The 22,224-nt window shown below is 35.4% G+C and carries 23 protein-coding genes and 1 tRNA gene; 13 read left to right on the top strand and 11 right to left on the bottom strand.

Translation table 11 applies throughout. The annotated features are described in order from the left end of the window. Window positions 1–60 precede the first annotated feature (60 nt). Window positions 61–1,917 (top strand): M61 family metallopeptidase, encoded by a 1,857-nt coding sequence (locus ACWPWS_RS03585; protein WP_454045521.1) that lies wholly within the window; start codon window positions 61–63, stop codon window positions 1,915–1,917. A 59-nt stretch (window positions 1,918–1,976) separates the two neighbouring features. Here the strand turns inward: ACWPWS_RS03585 and ACWPWS_RS03580 are convergent, their stop codons facing one another. The 4 genes from ACWPWS_RS03580 to pepE all read right to left on the bottom strand — a co-directional run bounded on the left by ACWPWS_RS03580 (window position 1,977) and on the right by pepE (window position 6,190). After that, the gene (locus tag ACWPWS_RS03580) at window positions 1,977–3,143 is read right to left on the bottom strand and encodes a sensor histidine kinase (RefSeq protein ID WP_245169685.1); all 1,167 of its coding nucleotides are present in this window, start codon (window positions 3,141–3,143) and stop codon (window positions 1,977–1,979) included. A 7-nt stretch (window positions 3,144–3,150) separates the two neighbouring features. Next, a complete protein-coding gene (dacB, locus tag ACWPWS_RS03575) occupies window positions 3,151–4,524 on the bottom strand; it encodes a D-alanyl-D-alanine carboxypeptidase/D-alanyl-D-alanine endopeptidase (RefSeq protein WP_454045520.1) in 1,374 nt (457 codons plus the stop codon). A 110-nt stretch (window positions 4,525–4,634) separates the two neighbouring features. Beyond that, window positions 4,635–5,498 (bottom strand): hypothetical protein, encoded by an 864-nt coding sequence (locus ACWPWS_RS03570; protein WP_454045519.1) that lies wholly within the window; start codon window positions 5,496–5,498, stop codon window positions 4,635–4,637. Further along, window positions 5,498–6,190 (bottom strand): dipeptidase PepE, encoded by a 693-nt coding sequence (gene pepE, locus ACWPWS_RS03565; protein ID WP_454045518.1) that lies wholly within the window; start codon window positions 6,188–6,190, stop codon window positions 5,498–5,500. The genes ACWPWS_RS03570 and pepE overlap by 1 nt, the downstream gene beginning before the upstream one ends. A 197-nt stretch (window positions 6,191–6,387) precedes the next feature. On the opposite strand from pepE, the gene ACWPWS_RS03560 reads away from it, so the two are divergent. After that, window positions 6,388–6,924 carry a tetratricopeptide repeat protein gene (locus ACWPWS_RS03560; protein ID WP_309513234.1) on the top strand — a complete coding sequence of 179 codons (537 nt, stop codon included), beginning with the start codon at window positions 6,388–6,390 and terminating at the stop codon, window positions 6,922–6,924. A gap of 163 nt (window positions 6,925–7,087) precedes the next feature. On the opposite strand, the gene ACWPWS_RS03555 is transcribed toward ACWPWS_RS03560, so the two are convergent. After that, on the bottom strand, window positions 7,088–7,576 hold the full coding sequence (locus ACWPWS_RS03555; RefSeq protein WP_309513235.1) for a YdeI/OmpD-associated family protein: 489 nt from the start codon (window positions 7,574–7,576) through the stop codon (window positions 7,088–7,090). Between the two features lie 294 nt (window positions 7,577–7,870). Here ACWPWS_RS03555 and fsa point away from each other — a divergent pair, with 294 nt between their 5' ends. Continuing rightward, complete coding sequence (fsa, locus tag ACWPWS_RS03550; protein WP_076597548.1) at window positions 7,871–8,524, top strand: fructose-6-phosphate aldolase; 654 nt, start codon at window positions 7,871–7,873, stop codon at window positions 8,522–8,524. Between the two features lie 169 nt (window positions 8,525–8,693). On the opposite strand, the gene ACWPWS_RS03545 is transcribed toward fsa, so the two are convergent. The 4 genes from ACWPWS_RS03545 to ACWPWS_RS03530 all read right to left on the bottom strand — a co-directional run bounded on the left by ACWPWS_RS03545 (window position 8,694) and on the right by ACWPWS_RS03530 (window position 12,639). Continuing rightward, a complete protein-coding gene (locus ACWPWS_RS03545; RefSeq protein ID WP_454045517.1) occupies window positions 8,694–9,260 on the bottom strand; it encodes a sugar O-acetyltransferase in 567 nt (188 codons plus the stop codon). Between the two features lie 164 nt (window positions 9,261–9,424). Beyond that, a complete protein-coding gene (locus ACWPWS_RS03540; protein ID WP_454045516.1) occupies window positions 9,425–10,324 on the bottom strand; it encodes a GLPGLI family protein in 900 nt (299 codons plus the stop codon). A gap of 57 nt (window positions 10,325–10,381) precedes the next feature. Continuing rightward, window positions 10,382–12,268: a M56 family metallopeptidase gene (locus ACWPWS_RS03535; protein ID WP_454045515.1), complete on the bottom strand. Its 1,887-nt coding sequence runs from the start codon at window positions 12,266–12,268 to the stop codon at window positions 10,382–10,384. A 5-nt stretch (window positions 12,269–12,273) separates the two neighbouring features. Next, the gene (locus tag ACWPWS_RS03530; RefSeq protein ID WP_041461463.1) at window positions 12,274–12,639 is read right to left on the bottom strand and encodes a BlaI/MecI/CopY family transcriptional regulator; all 366 of its coding nucleotides are present in this window, start codon (window positions 12,637–12,639) and stop codon (window positions 12,274–12,276) included. A 527-nt stretch (window positions 12,640–13,166) separates the two neighbouring features. On the opposite strand from ACWPWS_RS03530, the gene ACWPWS_RS03525 reads away from it, so the two are divergent. The 7 genes from ACWPWS_RS03525 (at window position 13,167) to ACWPWS_RS03495 (ending at window position 18,985) form a co-directional block, all read left to right on the top strand. Next, on the top strand, window positions 13,167–14,123 hold the full coding sequence (locus ACWPWS_RS03525; protein ID WP_454045514.1) for a heme-binding domain-containing protein: 957 nt from the start codon (window positions 13,167–13,169) through the stop codon (window positions 14,121–14,123). 3 nt (window positions 14,124–14,126) lie between these two features. After that, entirely contained in the window at window positions 14,127–14,600 is a 474-nt protein-coding gene (locus ACWPWS_RS03520) for a hypothetical protein (protein WP_454045513.1), read from the top strand. A 55-nt stretch (window positions 14,601–14,655) separates the two neighbouring features. Beyond that, window positions 14,656–15,549 carry a COG4315 family predicted lipoprotein gene (locus ACWPWS_RS03515; protein ID WP_454045512.1) on the top strand — a complete coding sequence of 298 codons (894 nt, stop codon included), beginning with the start codon at window positions 14,656–14,658 and terminating at the stop codon, window positions 15,547–15,549. A 104-nt stretch (window positions 15,550–15,653) separates the two neighbouring features. After that, a complete protein-coding gene (locus ACWPWS_RS03510) occupies window positions 15,654–16,706 on the top strand; it encodes a sensor histidine kinase (protein ID WP_454045511.1) in 1,053 nt (350 codons plus the stop codon). Further along, a complete protein-coding gene (locus ACWPWS_RS03505; RefSeq protein WP_047383899.1) occupies window positions 16,681–17,448 on the top strand; it encodes a LytR/AlgR family response regulator transcription factor in 768 nt (255 codons plus the stop codon). The genes ACWPWS_RS03510 and ACWPWS_RS03505 overlap by 26 nt, the downstream gene beginning before the upstream one ends. A 79-nt stretch (window positions 17,449–17,527) precedes the next feature. Continuing rightward, window positions 17,528–18,094 (top strand): glutathione peroxidase, encoded by a 567-nt coding sequence (locus tag ACWPWS_RS03500; protein WP_105682041.1) that lies wholly within the window; start codon window positions 17,528–17,530, stop codon window positions 18,092–18,094. 309 nt (window positions 18,095–18,403) lie between these two features. Continuing rightward, window positions 18,404–18,985 carry a hypothetical protein gene (locus tag ACWPWS_RS03495; RefSeq protein ID WP_105682040.1) on the top strand — a complete coding sequence of 194 codons (582 nt, stop codon included), beginning with the start codon at window positions 18,404–18,406 and terminating at the stop codon, window positions 18,983–18,985. A gap of 284 nt (window positions 18,986–19,269) precedes the next feature. Here the strand turns inward: ACWPWS_RS03495 and ACWPWS_RS03490 are convergent, their stop codons facing one another. Then, window positions 19,270–19,722, bottom strand: a complete 453-nt coding sequence (locus ACWPWS_RS03490; protein WP_454045510.1) for a GNAT family N-acetyltransferase — start codon at window positions 19,720–19,722, stop codon at window positions 19,270–19,272. 193 nt (window positions 19,723–19,915) lie between these two features. Here ACWPWS_RS03490 and ACWPWS_RS03485 point away from each other — a divergent pair, with 193 nt between their 5' ends. After that, complete coding sequence (locus ACWPWS_RS03485; protein WP_454045509.1) at window positions 19,916–20,629, top strand: 2OG-Fe(II) oxygenase; 714 nt, start codon at window positions 19,916–19,918, stop codon at window positions 20,627–20,629. Between the two features lie 25 nt (window positions 20,630–20,654). After that, window positions 20,655–20,894, top strand: coding sequence for an Ada metal-binding domain-containing protein (locus ACWPWS_RS03480; RefSeq protein WP_454045508.1), 240 nt, complete (start codon window positions 20,655–20,657; stop codon window positions 20,892–20,894). Window positions 20,895–21,085: 191 nt separating this feature from the next. Here ACWPWS_RS03480 and ACWPWS_RS03475 read toward each other — a convergent pair. Further along, a tRNA-Met gene (locus ACWPWS_RS03475) sits at window positions 21,086–21,158 on the bottom strand. A 273-nt stretch (window positions 21,159–21,431) separates the two neighbouring features. On the opposite strand from ACWPWS_RS03475, the gene ACWPWS_RS03470 reads away from it, so the two are divergent. Further along, complete coding sequence (locus ACWPWS_RS03470; RefSeq protein ID WP_454045507.1) at window positions 21,432–22,205, top strand: GLPGLI family protein; 774 nt, start codon at window positions 21,432–21,434, stop codon at window positions 22,203–22,205. Window positions 22,206–22,224 lie beyond the last annotated feature (19 nt).

The raw sequence follows: 22,224 nt of genomic DNA, 5'->3' as shown, positions 1-22,224 counted from the left end.
ATACTTTCTCCGTAACAAAACGACAAAAAAAGCAACTATTTAACTATTAATGTAAACCTAATGAGAAAAACAGTACTTAGCCTTGGTATTTTTGCTGCTTTTTTAGCAAATGCTCAGTCTATAAAAACAACTATTGACCTTGTCAATGTAAAAGATGATAAAGTAGCCGTTACCATGGAATTCCCGAAAATGAAATCCGGGGATATTAAATTTCACTTCCCAAAAACAGTTCCGGGTACTTATTCTGTAGACGACTATGGAAGATTCATCGAAGGAATCAAATTTTACGATAATAAAGGAAAAGAGCTTACTTATACCAAAGTAAATGACAATACGTATTCACTGAAAAATGCTCAGGCACTTTCCAAAATCTCTTATCTTGTGAATGACAGTTTTGATGATGAATTGGATACTTCAAAGCATAAAGCCGTATTTTCACCTTCAGGAACAGATATTGAAGCAGGAAAAGTATATATGATCAATACCCACGGGTTTATCGGATATATTGAGAATATGCAGGATGTTCCTTATCAGCTTGTCGTTCAGAAACCTACTGATTTCTACGGAACAACAGCGTTGGTAGATCAGGACAAATCTGAATCTACAGATACTTATACTCTTGCCAATTATGCTAAGGTGACAGATTCTCCGCTGATGTACACAAAGCCTGATTATATTACCTTCAATGCCGGAGGAATGGACCTTGTATTAGGCGTATATTCTCCAACAGGAAAATATAAAGCAGCAGATTTTAAAGATAATCTCGAAAAGATGGTTGTTGCCCAGAAGAAATTCCTTGGGGATATGAATACCAATAAGAAATATGCCATCATGCTTTATCTTTCCGGTGGTGACGGACCTAAAGTGAAGGGATTCGGAGCATTGGAACACCACGAATCTACAAGTGTAGTGCTTCCGGAGGCAATGCCGAAAGATGCTATTGACAACACCATTACAGATGTGGTTTCCCACGAATTTTTCCATACCGTAAATCCTCTGAAGACGCATTCTGAAGAAATTCACTATTTCGATTATGCAGATCCGAAAATGTCTCAGCACTTATGGATGTACGAAGGCGGAACGGAATATTTTGCCAATCTTTTCCAGATTCAGGAAGGTCTGATCAATAAAGATCAGTTCATTGAAAGAATGGGAGAGAAAATTGCCAACTCCAAGAGCTATGATGATACCATGCCATTTACGGTAATGAGTAAAAATGTATTGGTAGAGCCTTACAAAGATCAATACCGAAATGTTTACGAAAAAGGAGCTCTTCTGGCAATGTGTCTGGATATTGAGCTTAGAAAACTTTCCAACGGAGAAATGGGATATCGTGATATGATCAGAAAACTGTCTCAGAGATTTGGTGAAAACAAACCGTTCAAAGATGATAAACTGATTGATGAACTGGTAACGGTAACCGGATATCCACAGGTAAAAGAATTCTACAACAAATATATTGCAGGAAACCAGCCGACCCCTTATGCACAATACCTGAGCATGGTAGGCGTAGATATTAAAAAACAGGAAAGCCAGCCTCTGTTCTGGTTTATCAAAGATCCGAATCAGACAGGTTTTGATGAAAAGACCAATGCTTTTGCTTTTGATGATCATTCTGCATTGTCTCCATTTGCAAAAAGTATCGGATTTAAAATCACCGATCAGGTACTTGCTCTGGATGGAAGAACGGTAGATATCAAAAAAGTACAGGATTTTATCGGCTATACAAGAACCATCAAAGACGGACAGGAAGTTACGGTAACTATTCTAAGAGATAATGCCGGTAAGAAAGAGAAAATGACATTGAAAGGAAAAGCTATTCTGGATAAAATGACTATGGAAACGCTTACATTCAAGGCTAATCCAACTCCGGAAGAACTAAAATTACAAACACAGTGGCTCACTGGTAAAAAATAAAGAGAAAAGCGGGGAAATTTCCCCGCTTTTTATTTTCATAGTTGATAAGTTTAAACTTGTCATTCTTTTTTAATCGTTATTCTAAAGGTACTCCCTTTTCCTACCTCAGTCTGGGAAATTTTAATATCTCCGTTGTGGTATTCATGAATGACTCTTCTTGCTAGTGACAACCCTAGTCCCCAACCCCTTTTTTTGGTAGAATAACCGGGATTAAAGGCATTTCTTGCCTGTTGTTTTGTCATGCCGCTTCCATTGTCTTTTACCTCAACCAGAATATTTTTGTTTCTTTCAAAAACTGACATGGTAATAGCACCCTCGCCTTTCATGGCATCCACAGCATTCTTCACCAGATTCTCAATCACCCAGCTCATCAGAATTTTATTATGAGGTACCAAAACCGTGTAAGTAGGAAGATTCAACGTAAAATTAATTTTTCTGGAAATCCTGGTCTTTAAATAATCATAATTCTCCTGAATGGTTTCATTGAAATTTCTGTCGTTCAGTTCGGGAATAGAACCTATTTTTGAGAATCGTTCTGAAATTGTTCTGAGTCTTTCAATATCTCTTTCTATCTCATGTACGCCTTCTGATTCAGGATTATCCAGCTTCATAATTTCTATCCACCCAATCATGGAAGATAAAGGTGTTCCGATCTGATGAGCCGTTTCTTTAGCCAGACCTGCCCAAAGGTAACCTTCATCTGTCTTTTTAATGGTCCTGAAAAACCAGAAAGAAAAACCGAAATACAACAGAATAAACAATCCTAAAATATAAGGGGAATACCGGAGATTATTAAGCAGACGCGAGTTGTCGTAGTATACAAACTGATTGTTTCCATCCGGTACTTTGATCTCAATAGGAGCATAATTTTTCTCCATATTCCGGATCAGATCCTGAAGTTCTTCAGGATTCTTTATGGTAGTTTCAGGGATATTCCTGTAATATCCAAGATCAAGAATAGGGTTTTTGTATTTATCTGTTACAATAAACGGAATGGTATTGTTGATATTAAGGATATCCGGTAGCAGATCCAGAACATCCGTATCAGGCGTTTTTACTTCCTGTTGTATTCTTATCGCTTTGGAAAGAAGGCTGATCCTTTTAATCTCCTCTTTTCTGAGAAAATTAATAAGCGATGTGGAAGCCACTACAATGGCAATCACCAAAGTAGTCATCACCACAAAAATGATCCAGTTATTCAGCCTTGTAAGTATGGATTTTCTCAAAGGTATTTTATTTTAAAACATTCAGAATTTTCTGCAGCTCTGCATTCCCACTTCCCTGATAGTTGTTGATAATAATCGAAAATACATATTTTTTCCCATCTTTTGCCGTGTGATATCCAGCAAAAGATTTGGTATCTCTCATGGTTCCGCTCTTCATCTTCATTCCATTATCCTGAACCGGAAATCCATCGTAATAGGCTTCAAACCAATTTTGTTTTTTCGCATATAAAAGAGCCTGTACTTCTGCTTTGGCAGCCACATAATTCTGTGGTGAAAGCCCGCTTCCGTCAGCAAAATTGATCATATTAGGATTGATTCCTTTTGATTTCCAGAATTCTTTCAGATAAGAAATTCCGCTTTTGAAACTTGGATTTCCTTTTTTCTCTTTTCCTAAAGTTTTAATCAATGTTTCTCCATACAGATTGATGCTTTTTCTTAGAAACCAGTAAACGATTTTATCAAGAGTCGGCGATTGATAAGTCAGAAGAATATTATTTTTCGGAGCTGTCAAAACTTTTTTTCCCTCTATTTCAAGCTGTGAATTCGTTACTGCTTTTCCTGAAAGTTCAATTCCTGATTCTTTCAGCCACTGTTGTACTTCTACTGCCAGCTGTAAAGGTGGATTAGGTGTAGAACCGGAAACGGTTACTGTCTTTCCTGACGGAAGCATTCCATTAATCAGAGCTACATCAGAATGAGGAGCTGTAAAGATCAGACTTTGATCTGAACTTCCTCCTGTTTTCAAATCATTCAGCCATTTTACACCTTCCAGCGGATAAGAAAAGCTTTTAAAATCAGTTCCGTTAATATTGATATCAAACTGGTTTTCTTTCCAGTTTATCCCCCACACTCCTGCTCCATAGTAATTGCCAAGATCATCCCACGGCCATCCGCCCGGAATCGTCTGATGATCAAAATAAGAATCATCAATGACAAGATCACCTGATATTTTCGTTATTCCTGAAGTTTTAATGGCATCTATCAGTTTCTTTTTAAAATTTTCAGGTTTATAGGCATCGTATCTCCAGCTTCCTAATGTAGGATCACCGTTGGAACTGATGAAAAGATTTCCGTTCAATGTTCCTCCGGATATGTTTCCGGAATAGCTAGAAGTCGTTGTAAAAGTATAATTTTTCCCTAAAGTTTCCAATGCTGCAGCTGCAGTAAAAATCTTTTGTGTAGAAGCAGTAGAAAGTCCCTTGCTGCCCTGGTATTCGTAGATAAAATTACCGTTTTCATCTGAAACATAAAATGATAAACTGGAAGAAACGGTTCCCGAAGAATCCATCAAATCCTTCGTTACTTTATCTAATTTCTGGGCAATATTCTGTGCGGTCACTACCTGTACGGAAAGTGTGAGAACAGCAAGTGTTTTTTTCATTGCATTGTTGTTTGGGGTCTAAACAAATAGGGCTCAAAACAGCTCACTCACAGTAATGATGTTTGATGTACTGAACCTTTTTCGTATCTCTAAATTCTAATCAAATATAGTTAAAATAAAAACTTTTCATACTCCCTGAGATCATCGGAGGTGAAAAGAATCTGATGATCAGGAGATTTTTCAAACGACTGGTCATATTTAAAATATTTCTCATAATCATCTTCATCTATGAAAATATCCATCTGACATTCTTTTATATAGTTTGATTTTTCGCCATAATCCTGAATAAAATATCCGGAAGGATTCCAGGATTCATGATGACAGCGCAGGCAATTTCTTTGGTGTACAGCTTTATATCCACATATTTCACAATCATTTAAGCTTTGGAACAGCAAGGAAATTTCATTTTGTCTGTCTTTCGGAAAAAGTGAACGTGGAATCATTTTTAAAAGCAGATAATAATTGGGTTCCTGCCATGAGAAATATTTTCTCTCTTCAAAATCATCATATTCTTTTGTGTAAAGCCATAATTTCTGAAGATCATATTCTACTTCGGCTTTCACAATATTTTTAATATTCAGAACAGTCTTATTATTTCTTCTGACATTCTGTTTGTCGTCAATTTCAATAACCGGCTGCTGCTCCAGAAAATGATTCAGACATAAGGTGGTCTGCCATGAATCGATTGTTCTGATTTTTCCTTCCCCGCCACAGATCTCACAGGTTTTAACAGATAATTCTGAATATTTATCTTTGATTTTTTTAAGTTTATTATTGAGTGTTTCGTCTTCAGAATACGTATAACATCTCAATTCGCCAAACTTTTCCTTACCAAAGACACGGTGTTCCCTATTCCAGCCTGCCATGGCAAATTCATACAGCAAGCCCCGGATCAGATCATTCCATCCGGTACTGTTCACTGAAAAATTAGTGAGGTTACGTTCTATGAAAAGAGTAATTTCTTCTGTATTCATTAAAGTTTACTGCCAGCCTCAATTTCGTAAGGTTCTTTATCTTTTTCAAAAATCCTTGTCAGTTCACTTCCTTCTACGGTTATTAGGTCACCCTTTCTTCTGATCCAGTTTCCTTCTCTAAGGCCCACCACTTTGATATCGTTTTGGGTAAGAAACTCTTTGATACGGGTTTCTCTGGTTTCTCCGTTATGTTTTAAATCCGGGTTAGGATCCAGATAATGTGGATTGAGATTGAAGGGAACCAATCCCATACAGTCAAAACTTGGCGGATACACAATCGGCATATCATTGGTAGTTTTCATGTTCTGTCCCCCAATATTACTTCCTGCACTACATCCAAGGTAAGCTTTTCCACCTGATACATTTTCTTTCAGGACAGACATCAAACCTTCCTCGTGTAATGTTTTCACCAATAAGAAAGTATTTCCTCCTCCGGTAAAATATCCTTTTGCCTGGTTCAGGGCTTCTGTTTTATTTTCAAACTCATGAAGTCCTTTCACTTTTACATTGATTGTTTCAAAGAAAGAACGTGCTTTTGCGGTATAGTCGTCATGAGAAATTCCGCCTGGTCTTGCGAAAGGAATAAACACAATTTCGTCAATTCCTTTATATAATTGGATTAATTCTTCTCTTAAATATTCCAGATAGTCTGCCCCAAAAAGGGTGGATGTAGAAGCTAATATAATGTTCATCTGATGTAAATTATAGATATTAATAAAAAAATGAATGACAAAGATAGCCTTCAAACATGAACGAATCAAAAATTAAATTAAAAAAAACCTCAATCCCGTTAATATTTTCTAAAAAAACTTAAATCCTCTAAAATTTTAGATTTTGTGGAATTATTATTGAATTTTAGATTTCGAATTTAAAATATAAGATTATGAAAATGAGTAAAATTAATAGTAGAAACCTTTTTTTAGGGTTAATACTGGCAGGAAGTGTAAGTCTTGTAAACGCACAAACGACTCAGCCTGAAACTTCAGCAGCAACGAGTCAAACTACGAATCCAACAATTGAAGGTCTTAAAAAACAGATCGCAGCCAATCCCAAGGATACAGAATCATTAGCGAAACTGGCTGGTGCTTATCAGGAAGCTTCAGACTGGCCAAACGCCATTGATACCTGGAAAAAAATATCTGTTTTATTACCGGACTGGGCTCCGTCTTATTACAGCCAGGCTTATGCCTATCAGTCTGCAAAAGATGATGCCAATGCAAAAATTGCTTATGAAAAGTATATTGCAACAGTAAAACCTGAAGAAGTAGAGCAAAATAAGAAGAATCTGGCATACGCCTATTTCTATCTTGCCTTTACAGAACAGCAAACTGATCCTAATAAAGCAAAGGAACACATCGCAAAGTCTATACAGTATGACCCAACCAATGAGGATGCTGTAAAGCTTAGTAAAACATTAAATTCTTAGTAAAGAAAATGCCGGAAAGTTTTTCCGGCATTTTTATTATTTATTCTTTAAATGATAAATTCTTTTCTCTTCAAAATTTCTTTATTCATTCTTAAAAGTAAAAGTTCATCATTCCACATCTTGGTTCCTGACTCTTGATTCTTGATTCTTGATTCTCTTACATCTACTCAATCATCTTTCCATAAAAATCTGTTTCACCGTGCAAGTGCCGGATGATCTTCTCAATATTCCGCTGGATGCTGGCTTCCGTTTTTAAATTGTTGATATAACGGATCAGCTCATTTCTTCTTGAAGGAATCAGATTATCAAAATTTTCTGTGGCCAGAGCACTTTCTTTGATTGCTTTTTCTAATTGCGGATGAATGGAAATACTTCTGTCTGAATCATCATATTCCAGAGCAACTTCAATAACTTCGCCAATTCTTTTCGGGGAATTTTTCAGCATCGTCAGATTGATATACAGCCTCCACTCACCCAGATATTTCATCAGGTTTTGCTTAAATTCCTTCCCATTTACCGTTCCTTTTACAGCAATAGGACTTTTATTTCTTTTCGACGCAGTAAAAATTTCTTCCAAAATCTCTTCCGGAATAAAAACAAAAGGATTAATACCTATGATTTCTAATGGAGCTGTGAAACTGTTGTTTTTCATGGATACAAATTTAAATTAGGCTAGAAACTAGAAACTAGAAACTAGAAACTAGAAACTAGAAACTAGAAACTAGAAACTAGAAACTAGAAACTAGAAACAAAAATAACAGTTTGATGAATAGGTATGGAGTTTCTTTTTTATTATTTCAAAAACAATTACTTTCATACACTCCCGCATGCAAACCCTCAAACCCTCTCACTCTCCCACCCGCAAACCCGAATCTCGTAACTCAAAATTCATATCTCAGAACCCAATTAATTCCCTATCTTTGTATCAATAAATCTATTTATCAAAATGAAATTTTTTATTGACACAGCTAATTTAGAGCAAATCAAAGAAGCCAGAGATCTTGGAATTTTAGATGGGGTAACCACTAACCCATCATTAATGGCTAAGGAAGGTATTCAGGGAGCTGAAGCGATCAGAAACCACTATAAAACGATCTGCGAGCTTGTAGACGGAGATATTTCTGCAGAAGTTCTTTCTACAACGTATGAAGAAATGATTAAGGAAGGAGACGAATTGGCTGCTATTCACCCTAATATCGTTGTAAAAATTCCGATGATCAAAGACGGAATCAAAGCTTTAAAATATTTTTCTGACAAAGGAATCAGAACAAACTGTACTTTGATCTTCTCTCCGGGGCAGGCTCTTTTGGCAGCAAAAGCAGGAGCAACTTATGTATCTCCATTCCTGGGAAGATTAGATGATATTTCTACAGACGGACTGAACCTTATTCAGGAAATCAGATTAATTTTTGATAACTACATGTTCGAAACTGAAATTTTAGCGGCTTCTATCCGTCACTCAATGCACATTATTGACTGTGCTAAAATCGGAGCTGATGTTATTACATCACCACTTCCTCCGATCTTGAGCTTATTGAAGCACCCATTAACAGACAGCGGATTGGCTCAGTTTATTGCAGATTCTCAGAAATTAGCATAATCACTGATCCTTATTCAGATATAATAAAACCCGGAAATATTGTTCCGGGTTTTTATTTTTTAATGTATAAACTTATTTCAATGATCTTTGATTCCGGGCACTGGTTAATGCAGCCAATATAAGGCTGAATAGAATGAACATTTTTTTCATGGTTAGTTTAGTATCGTTTTTAATTTTCTGCAGAAATATTTTTTACAATCCTACAAGGATTTCCTGCTGCTACTACATGATCCGGAATATCTTTTGTGACAACACTTCCTGCTCCAATCACCGAGTTACTTCCAATAGAAACTCCCGGGAGAACAACAACATTACCTCCCAGCCATACGTTATCCCCCACTTTGATGGGATGAGCATACTCCAGGCCTTCATTCTTTTGTTTTGCATCAAGTGGATGACCTGCTGTATAAAAACTGCAGTTGGGACCGATGAATACGTTATCACCAAGCTCTACTTTGGCGCAATCTAAAATAACAAGATTATGATTGGCATAGAAATTCTCTCCAACGGTTATATTGTATCCGTAATCACACCAGAAGTTGGGTTCTATGCAGATATTTTCTTTGATACTGCCGATTATTCTTTTGAGGAGTTGGTATCTGTTTTCTGAATCAGAATTTTTCAATCCGTTATATTCCTGACACAAATCTTTACATCTTATCCGCTCCTGAATTAATTCCTGGTCATAGTTGGCATTGTATAAAAGCCCGGCTGCACATTTTTCCTTTTCTGTCATGAGATATAATGTTGATTGTTATTACTTATTGTTCCTTGAAGATAATAAATATATCATAACATAATGAATTGATATTTGTCACTTTTCCCTTGATTTCTTTTCCCAAAATAAAAAACAGGATGACAAAAAATGCCATCCTGCAGATATTAGAAAATATATAATTTTTAATTTACCAGATCCGGTTCTATCGGATTGTTATCTTTTTTAAGAGCCTCTTTGGTATTTTTCTCTATCTCTCTGAATACCTGATTAGGGTCTGAAATTTCTTTTCCATCTCCTGTTCTGACCTTAAAGCTTACCTTCGTACCATCTCCGCTTTTCATCATCATTTCTCTCATATTCTTGGCAGGATCATTTACATAAGCTTTCCATACTTTTCTGAACTGATCTTTTGTTACTTCAAGTTCTTTTCCGCCTATTCCCAAAACTCTTACATTATCCGGAAGCTGCATTTCGGTTTCATCAGCCGAAGCACCAATTGTTTTATTCCCTATCATCGTCATGATATGAGAACCTGTAGCGTCTTCAAGCTTTACGATTAATCCCGGAAGTCCGTAGAATACGTAAGGGCCATCCTGGAAAGGAAGATCTGTTGTAAACCATGCAGTCCATTCTCTACCTCCAAAACTGGCAACAGCTTTTTGAGTCTGGTAAGTTCCGATTTTTTGTTTTTCAGGTAATATTTTCCATTCCGGTTTTTGATCTTCTTTTATTTTATACTTATCGGTGGAAACGTTTTTGAAAAGATAGGTTTTAAAATCCGGGTATTGTTTGGTTACCTTATAAGAAACCAGACCGGGTCTTTCTCTTCTGTTCACACTGATATTTCCGCCTCCGGCTTTTAATTGTTTTTCAAGCTCTGCTTTTCCGATAGAATCTGCAACAAATTTATCTCGGCTGTAATAGCTTGATCCATTTTTATCGATATCCAGAAGCATCATTTCCGTCTTTACTTCCTGCTTGTTATTGGAATCCGGAATAAACTTGTATTCATAGAAGAACCTGTTGGCCTGAGCACTGGCAAGTACTCCCAAAAGCATAAAAAATAGGATTTTACTTTTCATAGTGTATGATTAAAAAGGCTTTGCCTATCCTGAAATTGACAAAGCCTGATGAAACTTTTATTTCTTTGTTTCGATTCTAACTTCTCCCCCCTTAAAGTCTCCTTTTTTCTGGGTGTTGACATTCACTCTCGATATATTACTTGTATCTAATGAATTTACATCATCCTTGGAGACTTCTCTCCCGTCAATATAATATTTGTATTTTACGTCGTCATTGCTGTTTATTTTAAACTTTTTGACTCCGTTCATCGCAATATTTCCATTGCCATCTTTTTTAATGAAGTCTGCATTCATTACAAGAACATCCGGTGAACCATTCGTGACTTTGATAAAAGCACCATCTCTGAAACTGAATGATCTTTTCTCGGCTTCTGCGCGGGCTTTTTCAACATCTTTTCTGATTCGGTCTGCATCAATCCTGATTCTTTCAGTCTGTACTCTTATTCTATCTCCTTCAGCTCTTGCTCTGTCACTTTCTACACGTGCTTTTTCTCCTTCTACTCTGGCCTTAGTTGCTTCTTTCATTGCATTTCTGGCTTCTGCCATTGCTTTGCGTACTTCTTCTTTTTCTTTAGCGCTCAGATCCTTATAGTAAACGGTATTGTTATTTTTAAAATAAACTACTTTGGGTTCTTTGGGCTCTGTAGGCGGCGTAGGAGGAACTACTATTTTTCCTATTTTTGCAGCCGCTCTTCCCGCTTTTTTTGCCGCTCTTTTTATTTTTCGAAGCTCTTTTTTATCAAGAGGATCCATATTTTCAAGCGCCTTCATTTGATTCTTCCACTCAACAGAGTTGAAATATTTATCAACTTCAACATTGGCTGTAATCTCTCCTATCTCTGATGCCAGAGTACTTATTTCTTCAATTTTATCACTGAAAGCATCACTTTCAGGTTCCAGACCTTCCAGCTCTTTCTCTTTTTCTTTAAGCTTTTTCTCCAGTCCGGATAATTTTGTATGATCTTCCGGTGATATAGGTTTCAATTCTGCAATTTTTCCCTGACCAGATTTTTCAGGTCTTAGAGTATCTTTCTTGATTTCTGAAACTACTTTTTTCATAGAAAGATTGGTTTCCTCAATTTCTCTGTTCTTTGCATTTACCAGATAAGCAAAAGCTATTGTAAATACAACTGGCAATGCAAGAATTCTTCGCGCATATCCGAACTTGGTTTTAGGTTTTTGTAACATCTTAAGTCTTTTTTTAAGGTTTGAACTTAGAAACGGACTGGCAACAGGCAACTGTGTTCCGGAAAAGTGGCTTGTTAAAAGCATCTGCGCAAATGCTTTGGTGTCCGATTGTTTTACGGCTTTTTTATCAGCCAGGTATTCGTGGATTAGATTAATTTCTTTTTTGATGATATGAAAAAACGGATTGAACCAGAAAACAGAGGTAATAATCTCGATAAAGATCTTATCAAAGGAATGCTTCTGTTCAATATGTACCATCTCGTGCTTTAAAATCTGCTTTCCGATATCAGAATTCAAGGTGATTGTATTCTTCCAGAACAGGTTTTTAAAGTAGGAAAATGGAGCTTCGGTAAGGTCTGTACGGTAAAAGTTGATCCCGTCAAAACTTTCTTTCTGAAATTGGTTTTTAAACTGCTGGATTTTGAAAATCCCATACAACAGCTTTCCTAAAAAATAGAGAGAAACCAGTCCCAGAGTTGAAAAAATAATGTTAAAATAAAGGTTACCATTGTCTATGTTTTTTTCTGTGTTAAAATTCTGAATCTTATTAAGAAGCATGTAAACATCATTATTAACCTCTATCGTAAAATCGTCTACTCTGATAAGTGGCAATAAGAGTGACATCACAATGGCTGCCAACAGATAAAACCTGTTATAATGATGGAATGTCTTGTCCTTTAAAGACAACTGATAGTATAAAAACGTTACACCTGAACATAAAATAATTTTCCCAAAGTATAAAAGCATTGCTTCCATAGGTATTAATCTTTCTTTTTCAGTTCATCTAATAACATTTCCAAATCTTCTACTGTCATTTCATTTTTTTCTACCAGAAACGAAACGGCACTTTTGTAAGAACCTTTAAAATAATTCTTTACAAGACTCTTCATCGTTTTCCCGGAATACTGTTCTTTTGAAACAAGCGGAAAATACTCATGTTGTCTTCCATGTACACGATAATCTACAAATTCTTTATCCTTCAATACTTTTAAAATGGTAGAAACAGTATTGGTATGCGGTTTCGGTTCCGGAAAAAGATCAAGAACATCCTTTAGGAAGCCTTTTTCTATTTTCCATAAATACTGCATTACCTGTTCTTCTGCTTTTGTTAGAGTCTGAATTTTCATATCCTGTTCATTTATCAATTATAATGATATAAAACCTGTCAATTCCATATCACTAATAAATTAGTTATACAAATGTAGAAATAAAATTGACTCAAACAACTATTTTTTTAGTGATAAACTCATCAAAAACATAACACGTTGAAAATCAAATAAATAAAAATAGTTAAAATTTATTAAATTTTAAATGAATAGGACTATCCACTGTCTACTCTGCAGAAAATCATTTAATACAATTGCAATTTTACATTGAAAAAACTCAATTAATATCGAAAGGTTAATTGACTTAAAGAATGCGTAAGTGAAGCTATCCGATTTTAGAGCAGTCATCCTTGTCAAGGTTTAGAACCTTAACAAGGATGAAAAGCCTAGTAAACCTAAATGACTTTATGATCTAAAATAAAATTACAAAGTCTTAAAAAAATTCATACTCACAATTGTCAGATTCAAAGTAAAATTTGTCCGATTGATCAAATTTTCAGAAAACATGTCCCAAAAAGTCCTGAAATTTGAACAAAAAACAAAGAGATATGAACCGTTTTTGGGAAAAAGTAAAAACAAAAAATATTCTGGTTATTGTGCTGGTTATTTTTATTGGAATTCAGTTTTACAGACCTGAAATTAAGCAAAAGCCAATAACAGGTGAGATTCATGTTCCCAGTGATGTAAGAGCGATACTGCAGCGTTCATGTTTCGACTGCCATTCCAATCAGACAGAGTTGAAATGGTTTGACCAGGTTGCTCCGGCATACTGGCTCGTAGCAGATCATATCAAAAAAGGAAAAGAAGGTCTGAACTTTTCTGAATGGGATCAACTGGCACCTCCGGCACAAAATGCAAAACTTTGGGAAGCTTTTAATCAGATTAACCTGAAAGCCATGCCTCTTAAAAGCTACGAATTGCTTCATCCGGAAGCCAGGCTTTCTGAAAATGATATCCGTATCCTGAAAAACTATGTGACTTCTCTTGCTCCAAAGCAAAAACCTGATCCCGCAAAAGTTTCCGCTTACAACAAACAGCTGCAGCAAATTAATACAATCCATACTGCCGCACCCAAACCATCATTACCCATTGCATTGAACGGGATCAGCTATATTCCTGATTATAAAAACTGGAAACCCATAAGTTCTACAGAAAGGCTGGATAACGGGACAATGCGTATCATATTCGGAAATGATATCGCTGTAAAGGCAACCAAAGAACATAAGACCAATCCATGGCCTGACGGAACCATATTCGCGAAAGTAGCATGGGAACAGATCATAGACAGTGACGGCAATGTCACTACCGGAGCTTTTAAACAGGTGGAATATATGATTAAGGATTCTAAAAAATTCGCATCAACAAAAGGATGGGGATGGGCAAGATTTTTATCTCCCAAACTTGAACCTTATGGAAAAACAGCCGATTTTGCCAACGAGTGTATCAGCTGCCACCGTCCCATGAAAGACAATGATTTTGTATTCACCTCTCCTATTAACCATTAAGCTATGAAAAATCTGATCGTTTATTTACTACTATGCCTATTTATTGTGAGCTGTGGTTCCAAAAAAGAATACGAACCCGTGAATGAAAATGCGTCCCTTCCTGCAAGTTTTGATTTTAATGCGATGAACTTAAAGGTGGTAACCTCTTCAATCAATCATAAAAAACAGACCATGATGACTCTTTACGGTAATGATTCCGCTATTGATGAATTGAAAGACCATCCGGAAAATGATAACCATAAAGAAAGGATATTGGCTCTTATTACCTGGTCGCAGAAAGAAGATCCCTATTGGTACGGAGCAAAAATCCCCAATCATTTGCTGTCTGTAGAAATTGTTAAAAGTAAGGAGCCTTTTTCAGAAAACTCAGAGATTTTGTATCAAAAATACGAAGGGAAAGAACTTAGGAAAGTCAACACAGACGGAAGAGACAGAATCCGTACAATACTGAGTATGAAACCTTCCATAATGCCTTAACACAGGATTTTTAAAATCACATATAAAAAAATAATATTCATTAAAACTATTAAAAATGGAAAAATTCACATTCAGTTCAAGCCTGATAACAGGATGTATTTCAACAGCATTACTGCTCTTCACCTCTGTTGCCTGTTCGAAGGATAATCAGGATGAGTCGTCCGATCCGGCCGTTAAAGAAGTTCAATTGAGGAATGATGCAAGTCTTGGCAGTGTTCTTACCGATAAAGAAGGACATACCCTTTATTATTTTGCCAATGATGCTACTGCCACCAACAATTGCACCGGAGGATGTGAACCGGTATGGCCCATCTTCAATATAGATAACCTTTCTTCCGAAAAACTGGGAGCCGGATTAGAGCTTTCTGATTTTACTACAATAACAACAGGTTCAGGGAAAAAACAGGTAACCTACAAAGGAAGACCTCTTTACTATTATGCACCTTTAGTGAACGGAACCAATGTAAAAGAAGATGCAGGGAAAACCGGAGGCGAAAATATAGGAGGCGTTTGGTTCGTTGCCAAACCTGATTATACCATTATGCTTACCAATGCTCAACTTGTAGGACATGACGGGAAAAACTACACTTCCACTTATACGGAAGGTACAGGAAAAACATTATATTTTACAGATGCTAAAGGAGTAACATTGTACACCTTTAAAAATGACAAACAAAATAAGAACAATTTTACAGCTTCTGATTTCTCAAATAACGGAGTATGGCCAATTTATGAAACAGATAAAATTGTTGTTCCTTCCGGACTTGATAAAACACTTTTCGGATCTATTACCGTATTCGGAAGAAAACAGCTTACGTATAAAGGATGGCCTCTTTACCGTTTTGGTCAGGATAATATGATTATGGGATCTAATAAAGGGGTTTCATTTCCTGTTCCCGGCGGTGTATGGCCAGTGCCTGTAAAGAATATGGCAGCAGCTATGCCTTAATCTTGTGTTTTTATAAAAATCTCTATGCTAAATAACGGATGTGCTGCCGTGCCGTTATTTAGCTTTTGTATCTTTGTGACAGCTTAACTGCCTGATTTTTATTTATGATCTATGCAAAATATATAAACACAAACGGAAGAAAGGTATTCAGGATTGATCCGAGAATCATTCTCTTTAGTGCTCTTTTTATGGGGATTCTGGCTTCGGTACCCAAAATACTCCGTATGCATATTACATTGGGAGAGCTGACGATAGATTTCTCCATATCCTTTTTATTCTCGCTGTTTGTATGGTATTTTAATATCTATAGCCTGCCTAAGTTTTCTATTCAGAATATATCAACACGATTTTTCAATAAAAAACTGGTGATCAGCTTATCCATCGGAGTGCTGGTGATGGCAGCAATAGTACTCATTCATCATATCATATTTCCGAAATATGGATTTAACACCATGGTATTGATGTATGAATTCCGGGGAGTACTGATCAATCTGACCATTTATATGTTTCTGTATCTCTTGTATCAGACTTATAATTCTCAGCAGATTAAATTTGAGCTTGAACAGATACGGACAGATAATCTGAATGCTCAATACGAACTGCTGAAACAGCAGATTAATCCTCATTTTTTATTCAACAGTCTCAATACCTTGAAATCTATGATTGATATAAAAGATGAAAGTTCCGGTGATTTTGTGGTCAGACTGGCGGATTTCTACCGTTTTACTTTAGATAACAGAAAAATGGATCTCATTCCCTTAAAAAAGGAACTCTCCATATTGGATGCCTATGTTTTTCTTCTGACCTCAAGATTTGAAGATGGTATAGAATTTAAAATAGATATTCAGGAAGAGATATTAAACTCCTATATTCCTCCTTTTACGCTGCAGCTGCTGTGTGAAAACTGTATCAAGCATAATATTGTATCACTGGCTAATCCGTTAATCATAAAATTATACAGCGATCCTGAATATATTGTCATTGAAAACAATTTTCAGCCTAAGAATATTCCACAGGAATCTGCAGGAATAGGAATTGAAAATATCAGAGAACGTTATAAGCACTTTGCAGAAAAGGAGCTGACTATACTTCAGAATGATTCTAATTTCACCGTCAAATTACCCATAGTACATGAAAGTTTTAGTAATAGAAGATGAGATAAAAACCGCAAAGGCACTGGGGCGAATGATCGTCGCTGTACAGCCGGAGGCTACCATAGTACAGTATATTGAAAGCGTTGCTATGGCCGTTGAATATCTTTCTGGCTCTGAACTTCCGGATGTTATATTTATGGATATTCAGCTGGCAGACGGTAATTGTTTTGAAATATTCAGTCAGATCAGGATAAAAGTTCCTGTCATTTTCTGTACCGCTTTTGATGAATATGCTATAGAGGCCTTCAAAAGTAACGGAGTCGATTATATTTTAAAACCCTTTGAGAAAAAAGATATCCAGTCAGCTTTTGAAAAGATCAACAATCTTAAAAATTTCTTTCAGCATTCTCCTTCTCCCGACCGGAAACTGGAAGATATTCTGAATAACCTGACAACGGGAAGAGGAAAAACCAATTTCCTGGTCTTCTCCAACAATAAATACAGTAATATCCATGTTGACAGAATTGCCTGCTTTTACAGCCAATTTGGAAATACAGTACTGGTGACCCTTGATCAGAAAGAATATTCTATTTCTCAGTCGTTGGATGAGATAGGACAACTGGTTTCAGGAACTCAGTTCTTTAGGATTAACAGGCAATATCTGATTAACTTTGCAGCCATTGTTGAAGTGGAACATTATTTCTCGCGAAAACTTCTGGTTAGTTTAAAAATTACCACTCCCGAAAAACCTCTTGTCACCAAAGACAAAGCTTCCCGTTTTCTTCAATGGCTTGAAGAACGGTAAAATGATCAAGTAAAAAACAGGAAATATGACATTCAATAAATAATCTAAGTTTAATAAATTAATATTAAAATCTTTTTAAATGAAAAAAATACTTTTTATCGGAATGGTGCTTATAGGAATCATAAGCCTTTCATCATTTATTACATCAGATGACACTACAGGTCCAAAACCTGCAAAGTCCATTTATGATTTTAAAATTGAGTCCATAGATGGCGGAAAAATTGATTTTTCCGAGTACAAGGGGAAATACATTCTTATTGTAAATACAGCATCCAAATGTGGCTACACTCCTCAATACAAAGGATTGGAACAGCTGTATAAAGATTATGGTGACAAACTGGTTGTGGTAGGCTTTCCTTCTGATAATTTTGCAGATCAGGAATTCCACGACAATGTTGAAATCAAATCTTTCTGTGAAAAGAACTATGGAGTAACTTTTCCGCTTACCACTTCTGTGGATGTAAAAGGTGCTAAAATCACTCCTGTATTTGATTATCTTACCCACAAATCTCAAAACGGAGTAATGGATGCGAAAATAAGCTGGAATTTCAATAAGTTTCTGATCAGCCCTGAAGGAAAATTATTGGAGTACTTTGATTCTAAAGTAGTTCCTGAAAGTGATAAAATCACCCATTATTTCAAGTAAATAACTAAAAAAAAAACACTACTACCACTATAGTAGTGTTTTTTCATTCTTTTGCTTCATTGCTTTTCTTATTATACTTAGATCATCATCATATAACTCCTCAATAAATTTCTAAACGAAAAGCAACTGAAATACTATACATTAACAATTTAAATTACAAAAATCACTTCGATAAAGACCCTGAGCACATCATTTTTACAACAATGGATACTATACATTATAGATTTGTTAAATTTTATTAAATAAATATTAAAATGTATTTGTTTTAACCGGGAAATTATATTTATTTTAGTGCTTTAAAAATTTCTCATGAAAAGATATAATTTATTGATTGTACTATTACTGCTTATTTTCAATGTTACTACAGCACAAAAGAAGGGTTCTCCGGCTGCTGATCTCAGCATTCTAAAAGATACGAAATCAAAAATCGAAGCTACTGTTCCATTGGTAATTCAACATCTTCAAACTATTGCGACTAAAGAAGGAGATAATAATATTGTCAACAACGGAAAAATAGCTTTAGGTAAAGAATATGGTATTTTAGAATCTGAATGGTTTTTATACAGAAACAATATGAAAAACTGTATCCTGAACAATTCTTCCAAGAAAGCTAAAAAATGTATGGAATATCATAACAATATGATGAGAGGTACCATGATCAATTACAACAATTATATCACCAACCTTACAAGAAAGAACGGATATCTGGGAGTTGAAGGTGATACAAAGTTTGAATTTAAGCCTGCCGATATTGCTACAAAATTAAATGAAGCTTATTTCAATGCAAATGATGCAGCAGGAAGAATGAAAGCTGATCAGAAAAGAGACTTTTTAGGCCAGACAATGTCTGATGACAACAAGCTTACTCCTTACGCTCAACTGGCTCAATAATATCTAAATCATACTTAAAAATAAAAAAGAGAACTGCAGTTTGCAGTTCTCTTTTTTATTCAAAAGCAAAAAATCTCCGCCGGAAAAAGCAGTTTTGTGGTACTAATCATAAAACCCTTGGGGAAAAAGTAGAAAATTTGGCAGAGATTTTTTTGCATGCACTCTACAGATCAACTGTCCTACCCATGATCTGTAAGAGCTTTACAAAAATAGGATTATAGCCATCTGCTGGCTGAAAATACCTGTAGAATTAAATATTCAGAATTGTAGAACTAATACTACTTTTATCTTTGCTTCCACCAGTGGTAGTAGTTATGCAGTCCGTCATACTCAAATCCACAACGCGGGTACAAAGTGTTTCCGATATCATTCGTTTTTTCTGTTTCAAGCATCAGCCCGCATGCACCTGTTTCCTCGCACCACTGCTTACTACGATCAACTAATGCTACAGAAAGTCCTTTCCCTCTGTAATCAGGATGAACAAACAGATCACTTAAAAGCCATTGCTTCTGTAATTGAGTATAATGGAATAATTTGTAAAGCTGTACAAAACCTACTGCTTTTCCATCGGCTACTGCAAGAAAAATATCAGACTCACTGTTTAAAAACCGTTCTTTGAGAAAAGCCTTTCCTTTTTCCACATCTGATTCCTGTCTGTAAAAAACACGATAGAGATTGAACAATTCAGCCGTTTCATCAAGATCCTCAAGACTTGCCTTTTTAATAATGTAATTCATCGTTATATATATTTTTATTAACACGGCAAAAGTAGCCTTAAACAGGACCAGTGATATCATCCAGAATATTATTAAAAGTATAGTCCAGATAAATTTAATATGGGTTTCCCACATTCATATTCCATAAATACCGCACGTTTCGGATTGTATCACGCTGAACAAGTCCAGATTTTTACAGAATAAAATCAAACCAATGAAAGAGATCATTCATAAAATCGAAAACACAGACTGGCAGCACCTTACAGAAACAATGCATCAAAACGGGTATGCCATTATTCCTCATCTACTGTCTGAAGATGAATGCGAAATATTAAAGTCCAACTACGATCACTCTCCTTTTTATCGTAAAACAGTTATTATGGCCAGACATCGTTTCGGCTTGGGAGAATATAAATATTTTAACTATCCATTACCTGAAGTTATTCAAACCATACGTTCAACGATCTATCCCCATCTGGCATCTATTGCCAATTCATGGTTTAAAGCGTTGCATATCGATACTCAGTTTCCCTTAAATCATCAGGAATTTTTACATCAATGTCATATCAATGGCCAACAGAAAGCTACCGTCTTAATTTTAAAATATGGAAATGGTGGATTTAATACGCTGCATCAGGATTTATATGGAGACCTGTATTTTCCTATTCAAATCGTGTTAATGCTCAGTGAACCGGATAAAGATTTTACAGGAGGTGAGTTTGTGCTTACCCAACAGATTCCGAGAGCACAGTCAAAAGCTATTGTTTTAAAGCCTAAAAAAGGAGATGTCCTTATGTTCACAACGCAATTTAAACCAGAAAAAGGAGCCAAAGGATATTACAGGGTTAATATGAAACATGGAGTAAGTGAAATCAGAGAAGGAAGCCGCTATGCTTTGGGAATTATCTTCCATGATGCAATCAGTTAATTATTAAATAGTCAATACATGAGCTATGATTCAACATTCTCAAATATCTCCTGAAAGCCTGAGAAGCAAAATACACTGCAGAGAAATTTGTTTTGGGGGAAATATGAAACTGAAAATCTACGGATTACTCAGTTGCCGGTCAGGAAAAAGAATGAAGAAAGAAAACAGGGTTTTCTTCACAGAGGAAAAAGAAGCTTTACAAAATAACTATCGTCCCTGCGGACATTGTATGAGAGAAGCATATAAGCTGTGGAAAAATCAGTAGTACTGACCATATAATCTTTCTTCCTATTTATTTTTACAAAAATAAAATCTTTGAGTCTTACCCAAAATGTAAATTCAGTTATAAAAGTTTGTCTCTTCACATTATTCCGACCTGAGATTGCTTCACTTTGTTCGCAATGACTGGATAATAAATAAAAAGAGAAGCAATATTATATTGCTTCTCTCGTTTAGTAGCGGGAACCGGACTCGAACCGATGACCTTCGGGTTATGAGCCCGACGAGCTACCTACTGCTCCATCCCGCGATATTGTAGTACAAAGATAGGGCTTTTTCCATAAATTAAAAACATTTGTTCCATATTCATCCTGCATAAAACATAGTGTTCAGACAATCAGTAAGAAAAATTTCTCTTTGTTTGAATATTAATGTTTGCTAAGAGTGAACAAATGTAAAATCGTACTCAGCTACATATTTTATATGACAATATTTTTAACATAATAAAAAACATTTCAAAATTACGGATTCCCATACTAATTGATCAATATAATTTAGTATCATTACAATACAAATGAAATCTATGAAAAATAAATTATTAGCATCATTATTTATTGTTAATCTTTCTTTTTTATCTGCTCAAAATAATAAAGCAATAATGGAAATAAACTATGAAACTAAATTAGTTTCGGATAGTTTAAATAAAGATAAAATGACAATTTTCGCATCAACACTACTATGTAATAATGTAGAATCAATTTACTTTAGTAGAGAAGCAAAGGCATTTTATAATGGTACTTCTAAAGAAACAATCAGTACAACTGCAGGTGCCATTCCAAAATATCCCAAATCTGTTGGAAGTGTATATAAATCTAAAGAAAATCTTCTTGTATCGCTTCCTGTTGGGAAATATATTTTCACCTATGAAGAACCAAAGTTAAAATGGGAAATCTTAAACGATACTAAGGACATTAAAGGCTTTAAATCAAGACTTGCTAAGACCACAACAGATACGGGAAATACATTCTTTGCTTGGTTTACTAATGACGTGACAATTCAAGACGGACCATTCAGGTTTAAAGGATTATCTGGTTTGATTTTGGAAGTTTATAACAAAAATAAAACTATTGAAATCTACGCAACAGATATAAAAAAATCTGATGAAATAATTGAACCTTTGAATTATGGAAATGATGTAAAAACAAAATCTAAGGATCAGTTTTTAGAAGCAAGAAAGAATTATACAGAAAATCCGTCTATGTACAATGGAAACTTAAGGGTTATGGATGCCAATGGTAATGATAAAACTAAAACAATGTCTGATCGTCTTAAAAAGATGAATACTTTTCTTGATTAACAATTTTTCGACAATAAAA

The sequence above is a fragment of the Chryseobacterium sp. Marseille-Q8038 genome, assembly GCF_965111995.1.
This window is presented reverse-complemented; position numbering and strand designations above follow the sequence as displayed.

What these genes read in the sequence shown, in the direction of transcription:
- ACWPWS_RS03470 (WP_454045507.1), top strand. Translation starts at nt 21,432, where the DNA reads ATGAAAAATAAATTATTAGCATCATTATTTATTGTTAATCTTTCTTTT.
- ACWPWS_RS03480 (WP_454045508.1), top strand. Translation starts at nt 20,655, where the DNA reads ATGATTCAACATTCTCAAATATCTCCTGAAAGCCTGAGAAGCAAAATA.
- ACWPWS_RS03500 (WP_105682041.1), top strand. Translation starts at nt 17,528, where the DNA reads ATGAAAAAAATACTTTTTATCGGAATGGTGCTTATAGGAATCATAAGC.
- ACWPWS_RS03505 (WP_047383899.1), top strand. Translation starts at nt 16,681, where the DNA reads ATGAAAGTTTTAGTAATAGAAGATGAGATAAAAACCGCAAAGGCACTG.
- ACWPWS_RS03560 (WP_309513234.1), top strand. Translation starts at nt 6,388, where the DNA reads ATGAGTAAAATTAATAGTAGAAACCTTTTTTTAGGGTTAATACTGGCA.
- ACWPWS_RS03545 (WP_454045517.1), bottom strand. Translation starts at nt 9,260, where the DNA reads ATGACAGAAAAGGAAAAATGTGCAGCCGGGCTTTTATACAATGCCAAC.
- ACWPWS_RS03570 (WP_454045519.1), bottom strand. Translation starts at nt 5,498, where the DNA reads ATGAATACAGAAGAAATTACTCTTTTCATAGAACGTAACCTCACTAAT.
- fsa (WP_076597548.1), top strand. Translation starts at nt 7,871, where the DNA reads ATGAAATTTTTTATTGACACAGCTAATTTAGAGCAAATCAAAGAAGCC.
- ACWPWS_RS03530 (WP_041461463.1), bottom strand. Translation starts at nt 12,639, where the DNA reads ATGAAAATTCAGACTCTAACAAAAGCAGAAGAACAGGTAATGCAGTAT.
- ACWPWS_RS03520 (WP_454045513.1), top strand. Translation starts at nt 14,127, where the DNA reads ATGAAAAATCTGATCGTTTATTTACTACTATGCCTATTTATTGTGAGC.
- ACWPWS_RS03585 (WP_454045521.1), top strand. Translation starts at nt 61, where the DNA reads ATGAGAAAAACAGTACTTAGCCTTGGTATTTTTGCTGCTTTTTTAGCA.
- ACWPWS_RS03525 (WP_454045514.1), top strand. Translation starts at nt 13,167, where the DNA reads ATGAACCGTTTTTGGGAAAAAGTAAAAACAAAAAATATTCTGGTTATT.
- ACWPWS_RS03510 (WP_454045511.1), top strand. Translation starts at nt 15,654, where the DNA reads ATGATCTATGCAAAATATATAAACACAAACGGAAGAAAGGTATTCAGG.
- dacB (WP_454045520.1), bottom strand. Translation starts at nt 4,524, where the DNA reads ATGAAAAAAACACTTGCTGTTCTCACACTTTCCGTACAGGTAGTGACC.
- ACWPWS_RS03555 (WP_309513235.1), bottom strand. Translation starts at nt 7,576, where the DNA reads ATGAAAAACAACAGTTTCACAGCTCCATTAGAAATCATAGGTATTAAT.
- ACWPWS_RS03515 (WP_454045512.1), top strand. Translation starts at nt 14,656, where the DNA reads ATGGAAAAATTCACATTCAGTTCAAGCCTGATAACAGGATGTATTTCA.
- ACWPWS_RS03495 (WP_105682040.1), top strand. Translation starts at nt 18,404, where the DNA reads ATGAAAAGATATAATTTATTGATTGTACTATTACTGCTTATTTTCAAT.
- ACWPWS_RS03485 (WP_454045509.1), top strand. Translation starts at nt 19,916, where the DNA reads ATGAAAGAGATCATTCATAAAATCGAAAACACAGACTGGCAGCACCTT.
- ACWPWS_RS03490 (WP_454045510.1), bottom strand. Translation starts at nt 19,722, where the DNA reads ATGAATTACATTATTAAAAAGGCAAGTCTTGAGGATCTTGATGAAACG.
- ACWPWS_RS03535 (WP_454045515.1), bottom strand. Translation starts at nt 12,268, where the DNA reads ATGGAAGCAATGCTTTTATACTTTGGGAAAATTATTTTATGTTCAGGT.
- pepE (WP_454045518.1), bottom strand. Translation starts at nt 6,190, where the DNA reads ATGAACATTATATTAGCTTCTACATCCACCCTTTTTGGGGCAGACTAT.
- ACWPWS_RS03540 (WP_454045516.1), bottom strand. Translation starts at nt 10,324, where the DNA reads ATGAAAAGTAAAATCCTATTTTTTATGCTTTTGGGAGTACTTGCCAGT.